Genomic DNA, 12,651 nt, shown 5'->3' with positions numbered 1-12,651 from the left:
ATCTTTATGGCGGATTACTGGCAAACTATGATATGGCCGATGCTAGAAGGTGCGAAAACGACAGTGTTACTGTTTTTCATCGCTATTCTGGTTTCGATTCCATTAGGCTTTTTACTAACACTCGCAGTAAAAAGTCGCATTCAACCAATCTCTTGGCTTGCACATACGTATATTTATATCATGCGTGGTACACCACTATTACTACAATTATTATTAATTTGCTTTGGTTTACCTATGCTGCCAGTAATCGGTGAATACTTAGTACTTGATCGTTTTGTGGCCGCTTGCCTTGGCTTTATTTTAAATTATGCTGCCTACTTTGCAGAAATATTCCGTGGCGGTCTTCTTGCCATTGATAAAGGACAATATGAGGCAGCTCAGGTACTTGGCTTATCCAAGTGGCAAACGACGACGCGTGTAATTTTGCCACAAATGTTCCGCGTCGCATTACCCGCATTATCAAATGAATCCGTTACACTTATTAAGGATACAGCCCTACTCTATGCAGTAGCTGTGCCTGAATTACTCCATTTTGCGCAAACAGCCGTAAATCGTGACTTCACGATTACGCCGTTCTTTATCGCGGGTGCTATTTATTTAGTTATGACGCTTGTCTTGACGATGTTCTTTAAATGGCTTGAAAAACGTTTTACATTTGAATAGAGGTGACACATATGGCATTGATGCAAGTAACAAACTTAAAGAAATCTTTTGATCAGGTGGAAGTGCTGAAACAAATTACATTTACAGTGGAGAAAAACGATGTCATTGCTGTCATCGGCCCGTCTGGCTCTGGGAAAAGTACCATGCTTCGCAGCTTAATACATTTAGAAGAAATTGAAGGTGGCAGTATAGTGATTGATGGCGATTTTCTTGTTCAAAACGGTCAATATGCTAAGCCACAGCACATCAAAGCGATAACAGCTAAAATGGGGATGGTCTTTCAACACTTCAATCTGTTTCCCCACTTAACAGTCCAGCAAAACCTCGAAATGGCGCCGAGCTTATTAAAAACAGAATCAGCGGAGGCTATTACGAGCCGCTGTCAGGATTTACTGCAGAAAATTGGACTTGCCGACAAAGCAAAGGCCTATCCTGCCAATCTATCTGGGGGTCAAAAGCAGCGTGTAGCCATTGCCCGTGCCTTGATGATGAATCCTCAAATTTTATTATTTGACGAACCAACCTCTGCCCTAGACCCTGAACTGACAGGAGAAGTCTTAAAGGTCATGAAAAGCTTAGCTGAAGACCACATGACGATGATTGTCGTCACACATGAAATGGGCTTTGCGCGTGAGGTAGCGAACAAAGTCGTCTTTATGGATGATGGTCAGATCATTGAATCTAATCATCCAGACAACTTTTTTACAAACCCACAAAACGACCGCACCAAGGCATTTTTACAGAAGAATCTTTAGTAGAGCGTGTTTATGTCGCTCTACTTTTTATTTTTCTTCCTTGTGTATGCTTCGAAATAAATTGTTTATAAACTCGTTAAGTTTTTTAAAATCCCTATATTTCCCTACTGACATGCAAAGACCTATAGAAAGATACGATCACAATCGTACCTTTTTTTATTAGTTTCAATCGAATTATCAACTCCTATTTCAGTTCATAATAGAACATGCTATCATCATCTGTTCTGCTACCAAACATTTCACCAGGTTTAGGCAATACTCCGTTAGATGCCCAATAGCGATATGTTTCACCCTTTAAAAATTCATTTTTAGATGTACTTTTTGGGGATGATAAATTAAACAGCGCAATTTTACTTTTATCTACCAATAGGTTCGAAGCAAAGTGCAGATTAGATCCATTGCTAACACTTTGAACACTTACGTCCCTACTTGGCTTGAATGTGTATTCATAGTAGATTGCATAAATCCCTTTATTCAGTAGAATTTTATCTTCACCTTTTTCATTAAAAAACATATCTTTAAAAATACCTTTTGGTTTAGTGCCTGTTGTATCTACAAAAATGGCATGTTCAATTGTAGCGACACCTGTGTTATTTAAATACGTATGAGGTTTACCAAGAATATCTTCATATCCACCATATTTTGATTTCTTGAAGTTAGAAATAGTTAAAATGTTTGTTCCTGTTTCAGAAACCTCACGAAGTTCTTTTAACCCTGTGAAGTCGGAAGGTGCTTTCTTCATTGCATCCATGAAGCGGATAAGGATGGTTGCTACCTCGGCACGTGTTGTATTGCCATTTGGCTTGAATGTGAAATCCTCATAGCCTGAAAGTAATCCAGTACCAAGTGCTACCCCGATATACGGAAGATCCTTCTTATTAACCCCTCCACCATAAAATTCTGGAATCGGAATAATTGTAAGGCTTGAATTTGCCATTTCTTCAATCGCTTTACCATAATCAGCGTTCGCATGTGCTAAACCATTTGCTAACCAACGAGACATTTCACCGCGAGTCATTGCTTTGTTTAGTTCAAATTTGTTATTTGAGAAATCACTAGCTTTAATGAATCCAACTGCTAGTCCTTCTTGAATAGCGTCATTTGCCCAATGTGAAGCTCCAACATCTGAAAATTTAGATGGTGTACGGTCGTTTCCGTCGTATACGCGTGATAGGAATGTTGCAAACTCTGCTCGTGTTACCTGTGCAGATGGTTTGTATGTACCGTCACTGTAGCCTGCCACAAGCCCTTTTTCTGCTACTTGTTTAATTGACTCATATGCCCAATGCGATTTAGGGACATCTTTAAATGTCGTTTTCGTTGCCGCTTCTGCAACAGTATAAGTAGCAGATATAGCGTACACCGGAGTCGCCACAGCTAGAGCTAAAGTCGCAAGTAATAATTTGTTTGAGTTCTTTCTAAAAGTACCACGTTTCATATTTATTCCCTCCAAATGAATTAGATTCTTGTATACTCTAATTTTACTATTTTTAGAGGATCTATCAAACTCCCGAAGGTCATTAGTTAGTCCCTTCATTCCTGAAAAAGATTTTAATAAAATGAAAGAACCCGCTTCAAAACACCATCAAGTAGCCATAACAAAATAGTTACGACAAATAGTGATTTTTGAAGTGGGTTCTTCCCATTATTTAAATTACTACTATGCTTTCATAATTTTTAAAATTAAACAATCTTGATTAGAAAAAATATAATAAGTTCGGTGGTATTAAAGATAAGTAACGTAATCAGAGAGGATATTGAAAGCTTTGAAATTAAGCTATTGAAAAAGAATTGTTATATTGACAATGTTCTTAGATTTCAATGAGGGCTCCTCTTTCATTTAACTAATAAGCATTTTTGAATATACTTCTTCAATAGCTGAACTCTTTTACTCGTTGTTTCTATCCAGAGTTATTAAATTTACAATATTTAAAAAAACGTTTATCCATGTATATAAGTAAATACGAATTGCTTCAAAGGCGATTTGCCAAGTGATGAAAGTAAACCATCTTACATGCTGGCGAGGCATTGTTATTTACTTTCTTGTGCAAAAGTAAATAACAATGCAAGCACAGAAACAATACGTGTTGAGAAATTTATCGCAAAAAGGAATGAGACCTGCCCAATACGAGGCCACTGAAAAACTTCATCTGGTTCCACTTAGCGAGGTATTCGACGATTGAATCGTCGAATACCTCGCCTTTTTAATTTATAATTGAGTGACTAAATGCAGGTGGTGTTCCCAATGATTTCAAACCAAGAGACTTTCAACTTAAGTCCATATATGGCCATTTACGATATTGTCGTGCCAAAAGATAATATGCTTCGTCAAATTAACGAACTAGTGGATTTCTCATTCATTTTAGAAGAATTGAAAACAAAATATTGTTTAGACAATGGAAGAAATGCGATTCCTCCGATTCGAATGTTTAAGTACTTATTGTTAAAAGCCATTTTTAATGTATCTGATGTAGACCTTGTCGAACGTTCAAAATATGACATGTCTTTCAAGTATTTTTTAGGTATGGCGCCAGAAGATGACGTGATTGATTCAAGTTCACTCACAAAATTCCGAAGACTGCGTCTTCAAAATGTAAGTTTATTAGATATGCTCATTGGAAAAACAGTTGAAATCGCACTCGAAAAGAACATTATCAAAAGTAAAACAATCATTGTGGACGCAACACATACCAAAGCACGTTATAACCAAAAATCACCGAAAGAATTTTTACAAGAAAAATCAAAATATACCCGCAAAGCAGTGTATCAATTTGATAAATCCATGAAAGAAAAATTTCCAAAGAAGAATACTTCTAACGAAGTAAAAGATGAATTAACTTACTGTGAAAGATTGATTGCCATTATTGAAAATAAACCACAAATCGCTCATCTACCAGCTGTAAAGGAAAAATTGAACGTGTTAAAAGAAGCTGTAGAAGATACGCAAGAACATCTAAATTATTCAACAGACACCGATGCACGAGTAGGACATAAAACAGCAGACAGTTCTTTCTTTGGTTATAAAACACATTTAGCAATTAGTGATGAACGTATAATTACAGCAGCAGTCGTTACAACAGGTGAAAAATCAGATGGACATTATCTACAAGAACTGATTGAAAAAAGTAAAGTAACAGGAATGGAAGTTGAAACAGTCATCGCTGACACAGCTTATTCAGGGAAAAACAATTTACTTTATACAAAAGAACAAAGCATTCAACTGATTTCTAAGTTAAATCCAATGATTACTCAAAATGGGCGAGGAAACGGAAAAGGATTTGACTTTAATAAAGATGCAGGTTTATTTGTATGTCCAGCAGGACATTTAGCAAATAGAAAAAGTAAAAAACCAGATTCACACCCAGGAGCAAGTGCAAGAATGGTTTATTTTTTTGACATTGAAAAATGTAAGGTCTGTCCACTCCGAGAAGGGTGTTTTAAAGAAGGTGCAAAAACTAAGACCTATTCTGTTGCCATTAAATCAGAAGAACATTTAGACCAACAAGCTTTTCAAGAAACAGAAGAATTTAAACGCTTAGCTCGAGAACGTTATAAAATCGAAGCAAAAAATAGTGAGTTAAAAAATAAACACGGGTACGATCAAGCATCGGCTGCGGGTTCATTTGGCATGCAAATTCAGGGAGCAACGACGATATTCGCTGTCAATCTAAAAAGAATCTTAAAGCTTCTGAATGGAAAAGGGTAATAAATAGGTGAAAAAGATAGGGCGTTTCCTGTTCAAAATTGAACAAGAAGCGCCCTATCTTTTTCTAAAACGAATTTATTTATAAAAAACGCAAGTTTTTCAGTGGCCTCGCCCAATACAGAGTTCATTCCTCAGTAACTGCTTAAAATATGTGTCTAACTTTTTGGAGTCACTTCATTTGAAGTTCCTTATAAATTTGTTATAGATGAGATCCTCCACTTGCATCAAGCAACTGACCTGTTACCCAACGGCTGTCTGAGGAAGCAAGAAAGGCGGCAATATCTGCCACATCCTCGGGTTCACCCCATCTGTTGAAAATGGAAAGACCAGCAGCATATTTTTGTCCTTCCAGGTTTTCCAAAGTATCAGCATTCATTTCTGTATTAATAATTCCAGGCTGGATGGCGTTTACCGTAATATTACGGCTCCCTAGCTGTTTGGCTAGAAGTCGCGTAAATGTGTCGATAGCACCTTTGGATATACTGTACGTAAAGACACTTGGCGAGGCTACACGTGTCACAAAAGATGAAATATTAATAATACGTCCTCCATCTTTTAAACGTGGCAAAGCTTGCTGAGTAACAAAAAGTGGTGCTTTAACATTAATCTTCATTACCTCATCAAATGATTCTTCCGTCGTCTCTTCTAAACTAATAATTTGACCAATCCCAGCATTGTTGACAAGAATATCGAATCCATAACTGCCCATGTATTCCCGAATAGTATCATCCAAAGTAGTAAATAAATCTTGAATACCATCTTGAGTACTAAGGTCAGCACCAATCGCGCAAGCATTTCCCCCGCTTTGTTCGATCTGGTGAACAACCGCTTCTGCCTCACTACGTCTTTTCCCGTAATGAACGACGACAAAGGCTCCCTCTTGTGCCAGACGCAGTGCAATACTGCGGCCAATTCCTCGACTTGACCCTGTAACTAAAGCGATTTTGCCTGTTAACTTACTCATGCTTCCATCTCCTTGTTCAAACATAGTTATATTACATAGAGAATTATATCAAGGAACATCATTTGAAATGTTGCTCTCTTATTCGGTTTCAAGGAGGTGTTTCGTTCGTTCATCCTTCACGTAATAGCCACTTTCAGGATCTGTCGTGCTTTCCTTTATTTCTTTCCATTCTTCCTTTTCAAACTTCTCTGGGGGAAAGGGCTTTTTTCCGTGTTCTTCACGATCCATATTTAACTCTAATTGAAGCTTCTCTTCATAAGCACGTGTTTCTTTTCGCACGACCTTTTTATCATACTTCCGTTTATTCGCACTCGCTTTCACATGCGTAGAATCCATAAATAGATGGTCTACATGGAGGAGTCCCTGATGCATAATCTCTTTTAATATACGATAGAAAATGGACTGAGCGGATGTTTTCTGTACGAAAGCGAAGCGACAGTAACGAAGCGAGGGAAGCAGCTCGACCCCGCTCGCGGAAAGCATCCGCCCGTAGTGGAAATCAACGGCTTTACTTTATTTCATTGTAAAAGAAAAAAGACTGTAGACAAACTCAAAATTCATTGAGTTTGTCTACAGTCATAAAGGAATAGGACATTATTCATTTGGAAATTTCGGTAGATAAATCATGACCTTAAATAAATCGCCATCTACTTGAACTAAGAACTTGCCGTTCTGGATGTGAATAAGGCTTTCAGCAATCGATAACCCTAATCCGCTACCTTGACTTGATCTCGATTCATCTCCTCGTTTAAAACGTTCCATTAGCTCATCGACTGAGATATTTAATTCGTATGCTGAAATATTTTTAAATGTCACAAGTATTTCATTCCCTAAATCTTCAACACTAATATATACCCTTGATGTAGGCTGTGCGTATTTAAAAATATTCGAGAATAAGTTTTCGATGGAACGCCATAGAAGTTTACCATCAGCCTTCACATACACCTTTTCTGTTGGATGGGCTAACTTAAAATCTAATGACGAGGCTTCAATTTTTTCATCCATTTCTCCGATTCCTTGTGTTAGTAATGATACGATATCAATCCGCTCTAACTGGACAGGTATACTACCACTTGATGCTTTAGCCGCTTCAAATAAATCATCCGTTAAGTGCTGGAGTCTTTTCGACTTTTGATCTAACACGTCTACATATTCAGCAATCATTTCAGGATCGTTTTCTAATTTTAATAAATCGACATACGTAATAATTGATGTTAAAGGCGTTCTGATATCATGCGAAACATTCGTAATAAGCTCTGTTTTTAAACGCTCACTCTTGATTTCACTATCCACTGCCTTTTTTAACCCATCTGTAATACGATTAATATTTTCTGCAAGTTGACTAAACTCCCCTTTTCCATCGACTTCAATTCGATGATGAAGATCCCCATTCTTAATTTGCTCTACGCCCTCTTTAATGCGATTAAATGACTTCACCTTTCGCATCGCCAACCAGGCAGCTACACCTATCGTAATGGGAAATATAAAAAATGTTGCCGCTACAACTAATGGATAGCCAATGACTAGTAGCACAATTTTCACGCCTGTACTACCACTGTCAAAAACATGTTTCACCCAAATAAATAGCTTTTTGAAAACTTGATAGAGCAGTGTATGCTGAAATAACGATCTATTTTTAATATGCTTTACGAGCGATAAAATCAATAGTAAGGCAATGATAAAAATAGGCACGGTGAAGAACATGTACATATCATGGAACACTTCAACAATCATGGTGATCCACATCGCTGTTAAGCAACCAACTAGCACAATATTGAAATCATTATAGAGTTTATCTATGACATGGAAATGAATTTCTTTATCTTTAAATGACCTTCTTCCAATAACTATGATTAAATAAACAAAAGATAAAATAAACCCTGCTAAAAATACCATGAATTCATTCAGAAAACTTTGGGCATTCTCTTTATCTTTTTCCCATTCCGCCATTTTTTGTTGTAAGAAAGAATCTTTAAACGCCACATACATAACATCTGTCTGTGGGTTCAACGTGTCAACTTCGTGTGTAATGTAACCCAAGTATTGACTTTCTTTTATTTCATTTGGATAAAGCTTTTGTTGGTAATCCTCAAATAGCATATATGCATCAAAGGATTTAAATTGCTCTTTCTTCTTGAGATCACTATTGGAAAATTCATGTTCACCGTCACTCGCATAAAACACAATTCCTTCATAAGCTTCTAACGTACTACGTAACTGATAAAAATTTCTTACCTGTTCATTTATGCTTTCATCTTTTGTTCTAGCAATGTCATTTGCATATTTTTCTTGATAGATATGCTTATTTTCCTCTTCACTCAAATTCGAATTATATCTGTAAGAATTACGAAAATCATAATATAATTCCTCTTCGATTCTTCTATTATCCTCTTCTGTTAGTGTTTTACCACTTAAAATATATTCTTCACTTTTATATTTCCCGATTAATTGCGCTAAAGGAGCCATAATGCTGTAACTTTCATCAGCGAATGCTCGGCTTTCAAAATAATTATCTTGATTTAAACTACTAAGGTGAATTCCATTAAATTCCATGTTGATTATTACCCTCGCTATACCAATTAAACAAGCGATGGCAATTAGAAACACAACTATTTTCGTTATAAGTGCATGACTAATACTTCTCAACTTTCTCAACCTTATACCCAACTCCCCATACAACTTTTAAATACTTTGGCTCTTTTGGATTAATTTCAATTTTTTCTCGAATCTTTCGAATATGAACCGAAACCGTATTTTCAGGATTAATAGCCCTGACATTCCATACCTTTTCATAAATCTCTTCAATCGTGAACACCCTACCAGCATTGGCTGTCAGAAGCTTTAAGATTTTATATTGCACTGGTGTTAAATGAACCTCTTGTTTATCAACAGTAATGACTTTTTGTTCATCATCAATCACAAGTCCGCCCGTTTGAAATACAGAACTGCTCATCTCGAGGCTCCCAAATGTCGTATACCTTCTTAGCTGTGATTTCACTCTAGCCACAAGTTCTAATGGATTAAACGGCTTAGCCATATAATCATCTGCTCCAATATTTAATCCGAGTATTTTGTCATAATCCTCCGATTTAGCAGAAAGCATTATTAACGGAATCATATTATCTTGCCTAATCTTCATCGTCGCCGTAATCCCATCCATTTTTGGCATCATAATATCCATAATAATAAGATGAATAACGTGATCCCGAATAAGATCGATTGCCTCTATACCATTGTAAGCTTTGAATACATGATAGCCCTCATTTTCTAAATAAATGCTAATCGCCCTAACAATTTCTTTATCATCATCACAAATCAAAATGTTCAACTACATTCACTCCTCCACCACTTTAGGTTCATGTCATCACCCCTATAGGATTCGTATAAGGATATAATACTAATTAAATCTTAACAAACTCCGACATCAATTCTTAAGATTTTCTTAGTGCTTTTCTCTATGCATTCTTTATGCTAAATACAAAAGCTTGAAATGAAAAATTTAGTTAAGCTGCAGGCTTTAATGTTGGACTAGGATAAAGAAATAAGAATATAAAAATGGAGAGCATGCTTGGGTGGCTCTCCTTTAATCGTCTATTATATAATTTTTATCATGAATCCAATACCAGTACTGCGTTTTAAGAAATCGATTAGAATTTCCGACAATTGTCAACATTATTAAAGATAAGTAAACAAAAAGTAGTTTTCGTTAGATTTAAAAAGGACAAAAGTAATACTCATTTTGAAAAAGAGCTCATTAAAACTTTTTATAAATCGTATCTTTCTTATAAATGAACAAAATTTATTTTGATGAGGCTGGGACAATTATAAAAACAGTTGGGCACAACCCCAACTGTTTGACTATATATGCACTACTTTTTTCGGTTTCATCTTTGCAAGGCGTAATAGATAAATAATAAAGACAACCCCCAGTAAGCCTGCCCCCGATAAATAGACAGAAGCATAGCCTGCCTGTACAGCTACCATTCCTAAAATATACGAACCTAGTGCGATACCCAGGTCAAACATCGTAAAATAGGTTGCTGTTGCATAGCCGCTTCGTTGAATGGCAGTGGATTGAACTGCTAATGCTTGTAAGCTAGTCGTTACAGCTCCATAGCCAAAGCCTATAAAAATAGCAGCACTTAAAAATAACATTGGTCCTTCAACAAATGCTAGCATGACTAGACCGATGGCAAAGGAAATAATGCCAGGAATAATGACAAATTGCGGTCCCTTCGTATCGTAAAGTTTTCCTGTATATGGACGTGTAATGAGCATTGCCGCTGCAAATACTGCATAAAAGAGACTAGCTACAGCCATTAAATCCTTTTGCTGTGCATAGACCGATAAAAAGGATAGCACACTGGCATACGAAAAAGCGACGAGGCTGGCAATTGCTGCAACAGGAAGCGCCTTACGCTCAAATAAATCATTCAATTTAAAAGTTAGTTTTCCTTCATGCACTGGCTTTGGTAAATCATCTGTATTGACCGTTAATGCTAAAATTCCTCCTGCTAGAATACATATACTCATGACTATGAATAAGACATTAAAGGTACTATATTGAATTAATAATAAGCCGATAAATGGTCCAATGACGACAGCTAGATTCGTAGACATCGTAAAGTAGCCTAGCCCTGCTCCTTTTCGTTTAGCAGGAATGATATCAGCCGCTAAAGATCCTGCAGCTGTTGTGATAATACTAAAGAAAATCCCTTGAATAAAGCGAAGACCAAGTAAAAGTCCAAACGGATGAATAAATAAATATAAAACGGTACAGATAAAATAGCCCACTATAGATAGGACTAACAGTTTTTTCTTGCCAAAAACATCTAATAACTTACCTGAAAACGGGCGTACAATAATAGCTGACAATAAAAAGCCTGACAATAATAGGCCCGCTTCCTTATCTGTCTGATGTAGTTCACCAATCGCATAGAGTGGCAAAGTCGTTACAAGTCCATAAAAAACAAAAAATACAGAGATATTCGTTAAAAAGAGGCTAATGAAACGCTTCGTCCATATTTGTGTATTTTCTTCTTGCTGCATGTCCATCAACCTTTCATTTTTTCCAATAACTTCAGAAATTGCTGCTGCTCCTCAACAGTTAAAGAGCCCACCATTTCTTCCTCAAATGCTAATATGGTTACGGTGATCGCTGGTAAGCGCTCTTCCCCTAGAGCGGAAAGAGTCACAATTTTTTCTCGCTTATCCTCTCCATCTAATCGTTGGACCCAGCCCAATGTTTCTAGTCGTGTAATAGCTCTTGTAATACTGGGCGCTTCCACATTTAAATATTTCCAAATTTGTGTTAAGGTCATTGGCCCGTTTTTATGTAAGCAATATAAAATGGCCCATTGGGAGCTATATAAATGATGTTGCTTTAATACTTCATTTAAGCAGTTCGTTAAATACCGACTTTTTTGGAATAAAGCATGAAATATTGGATTCATATTGTTTACCTCCTGCGAATTTATTTACCTAGTTAAATAAATACTATACGCTTCATTTTTTCCTTTGTAAAGCAAGGAATTTGGAAAGGTAGCCCTACTGTAAGCAGGAAATTTTTTGCAAGTGTCGAATAAAACTTAGTAGATTTACAATGTAAAGGAGATGGAAGCATGGGGAAAAAGGTTTTAATACTCGCAGGAGATGCAGTAGAGGCTTTAGAGATTTTTTATCCTTATTATCGTTGTCTTGAAGCAGGGTATGATGTCACAATTGCAGCACCATCCGCTAAGAAATTACAAACCGTATTACACGACTTTGTAGAGGGTGTCGATACATATATCGAGCGTCCTGCTTATGGATTAGAGGCCCACGCTGCTTTTGCTGCTATTGATCCAACACAATTCGATGGGCTCATTATTCCTGGTGGACGTGCACCTGAATACATTCGTTTGAATGAGCATGTCCCAGCACTAGTAAGCCACTTCTTTGAAACGAATAAACCAATTGCAGCCGTTTGTCATGCAGCGCAAATTTTCGCGACCATTCCTGAAGTGCTAAAAGGGCGTGAGCTAACAGCCTATATTGCCTGCAAGCCTGAGGTGCAGGTGGCAGGAGCAACTTACATTGATGCCAACCTTCACACAGATGGTAATTTAATAAGTGGGCATGCATGGCCTGATTTACCAGGCTTAATGCGTGCATTTATTCAAAAGCTAGAGGGTTAAAGAACAAGGATGCCTAAAATAGGGCATCCTTATTTTATGAAGTACTTTCTTGAAATTCAATTTTTTCTACTTCCTGCGTTGTCGTTTGGTAGCTGATTCTGACATGAACACCAAATTCCTTGTCAGGCTGCTTGAGCCAAAGCTTAAATTTCTCAATGGTTGATGCCCCCTGTACTTCCTTGCCCTCATGCAAATAATCCACAATTTTAGCCGTAGGATATTTCGCCTTTACCTCTTTGATGGCCAGCTGTCCCCATTTTGCATAAGCTGGTGTTTCTTGTTGTGCATTGGCAACCACTGGTATTTGTATAAACATAGCTAGAGAAACAAAAAGAAGCCCAAGTAAATAAAATTTTCTCACTTGAATCACTCCCTTTTTGACTGTAT

Annotated in this window: 11 protein-coding genes and 1 pseudogene; 4 read left to right on the top strand and 8 right to left on the bottom strand. The window is 36.9% G+C overall.

The window, feature by feature from the left end:
- Positions 1–6 precede the first annotated feature (6 nt).
- Both MKY46_RS08330 and MKY46_RS08325 read left to right on the top strand, forming a co-directional pair.
- Positions 7–663: an amino acid ABC transporter permease gene (locus tag MKY46_RS08330; protein WP_036127793.1), complete on the top strand. Its 657-nt coding sequence runs from the start codon at positions 7–9 to the stop codon at positions 661–663.
- Between the two features lie 11 nt (positions 664–674).
- Positions 675–1,418 (top strand): amino acid ABC transporter ATP-binding protein, encoded by a 744-nt coding sequence (locus MKY46_RS08325; RefSeq protein WP_036127795.1) that lies wholly within the window; start codon positions 675–677, stop codon positions 1,416–1,418.
- Positions 1,419–1,602: 184 nt separating this feature from the next.
- On the opposite strand, the gene MKY46_RS08320 is transcribed toward MKY46_RS08325, so the two are convergent.
- Positions 1,603–2,856: an S-layer homology domain-containing protein gene (locus MKY46_RS08320; RefSeq protein WP_340833941.1), complete on the bottom strand. Its 1,254-nt coding sequence runs from the start codon at positions 2,854–2,856 to the stop codon at positions 1,603–1,605.
- An 807-nt stretch (positions 2,857–3,663) separates the two neighbouring features.
- On the opposite strand from MKY46_RS08320, the gene MKY46_RS08315 reads away from it, so the two are divergent.
- Positions 3,664–5,124 carry an IS1182 family transposase gene (locus tag MKY46_RS08315; protein WP_340833939.1) on the top strand — a complete coding sequence of 487 codons (1,461 nt, stop codon included), beginning with the start codon at positions 3,664–3,666 and terminating at the stop codon, positions 5,122–5,124.
- 199 nt (positions 5,125–5,323) lie between these two features.
- On the opposite strand, the gene MKY46_RS08310 is transcribed toward MKY46_RS08315, so the two are convergent.
- From MKY46_RS08310 to MKY46_RS08285, 6 genes and pseudogenes are all read right to left on the bottom strand, one after another.
- The gene (locus tag MKY46_RS08310; protein WP_058844679.1) at positions 5,324–6,088 is read right to left on the bottom strand and encodes an SDR family NAD(P)-dependent oxidoreductase; all 765 of its coding nucleotides are present in this window, start codon (positions 6,086–6,088) and stop codon (positions 5,324–5,326) included.
- Between the two features lie 99 nt (positions 6,089–6,187).
- A pseudogene (locus tag MKY46_RS08305) lies at positions 6,188–6,493 on the bottom strand (IS5/IS1182 family transposase); the annotation flags it as partial.
- Positions 6,494–6,682: 189 nt separating this feature from the next.
- Positions 6,683–8,641, bottom strand: a complete 1,959-nt coding sequence (locus MKY46_RS08300; RefSeq protein ID WP_340833937.1) for a sensor histidine kinase — start codon at positions 8,639–8,641, stop codon at positions 6,683–6,685.
- Positions 8,642–8,720: 79 nt separating this feature from the next.
- On the bottom strand, positions 8,721–9,416 hold the full coding sequence (locus tag MKY46_RS08295; RefSeq protein WP_036118196.1) for a response regulator transcription factor: 696 nt from the start codon (positions 9,414–9,416) through the stop codon (positions 8,721–8,723).
- Between the two features lie 530 nt (positions 9,417–9,946).
- Positions 9,947–11,137: an MFS transporter gene (locus MKY46_RS08290; protein WP_419185179.1), complete on the bottom strand. Its 1,191-nt coding sequence runs from the start codon at positions 11,135–11,137 to the stop codon at positions 9,947–9,949.
- A 5-nt stretch (positions 11,138–11,142) separates the two neighbouring features.
- Positions 11,143–11,541, bottom strand: coding sequence for a MarR family winged helix-turn-helix transcriptional regulator (locus MKY46_RS08285; RefSeq protein WP_036118202.1), 399 nt, complete (start codon positions 11,539–11,541; stop codon positions 11,143–11,145).
- A 168-nt stretch (positions 11,542–11,709) separates the two neighbouring features.
- Here MKY46_RS08285 and MKY46_RS08280 point away from each other — a divergent pair, with 168 nt between their 5' ends.
- A complete protein-coding gene (locus MKY46_RS08280; RefSeq protein ID WP_036118205.1) occupies positions 11,710–12,264 on the top strand; it encodes a DJ-1/PfpI family protein in 555 nt (184 codons plus the stop codon).
- 34 nt (positions 12,265–12,298) lie between these two features.
- Here the strand turns inward: MKY46_RS08280 and MKY46_RS08275 are convergent, their stop codons facing one another.
- Positions 12,299–12,625, bottom strand: a complete 327-nt coding sequence (locus tag MKY46_RS08275; RefSeq protein ID WP_036118210.1) for a DUF3889 domain-containing protein — start codon at positions 12,623–12,625, stop codon at positions 12,299–12,301.
- Positions 12,626–12,651: the final 26 nt, after the last annotated feature.

The organism is Lysinibacillus sp. FSL M8-0355, assembly GCF_038008985.1.
In the GTDB taxonomy this organism is placed as follows: Bacteria; Bacillota; Bacilli; order Bacillales_A; family Planococcaceae; genus Lysinibacillus; species Lysinibacillus fusiformis_D.
Note: the sequence above shows the minus strand (reverse complement) of the source record. Positions and strands in the feature narration are given on the sequence as shown.

Excerpts from the sequence above, each read along its gene's own strand:
- MKY46_RS08330 (WP_036127793.1), top strand. The coding sequence starts at position 7 with ATGGCGGATTACTGGCAAACTATGATATGGCCGATGCTAGAAGGTGCG.
- MKY46_RS08325 (WP_036127795.1), top strand. The coding sequence starts at position 675 with ATGGCATTGATGCAAGTAACAAACTTAAAGAAATCTTTTGATCAGGTG.
- MKY46_RS08320 (WP_340833941.1), bottom strand. The coding sequence starts at position 2,856 with ATGAAACGTGGTACTTTTAGAAAGAACTCAAACAAATTATTACTTGCG.
- MKY46_RS08315 (WP_340833939.1), top strand. The coding sequence starts at position 3,664 with ATGATTTCAAACCAAGAGACTTTCAACTTAAGTCCATATATGGCCATT.
- MKY46_RS08310 (WP_058844679.1), bottom strand. The coding sequence starts at position 6,088 with ATGAGTAAGTTAACAGGCAAAATCGCTTTAGTTACAGGGTCAAGTCGA.
- MKY46_RS08300 (WP_340833937.1), bottom strand. The coding sequence starts at position 8,641 with ATGGAATTTAATGGAATTCACCTTAGTAGTTTAAATCAAGATAATTAT.
- MKY46_RS08290 (WP_419185179.1), bottom strand. The coding sequence starts at position 11,137 with ATGCAGCAAGAAGAAAATACACAAATATGGACGAAGCGTTTCATTAGC.
- MKY46_RS08285 (WP_036118202.1), bottom strand. The coding sequence starts at position 11,541 with ATGAATCCAATATTTCATGCTTTATTCCAAAAAAGTCGGTATTTAACG.
- MKY46_RS08280 (WP_036118205.1), top strand. The coding sequence starts at position 11,710 with ATGGGGAAAAAGGTTTTAATACTCGCAGGAGATGCAGTAGAGGCTTTA.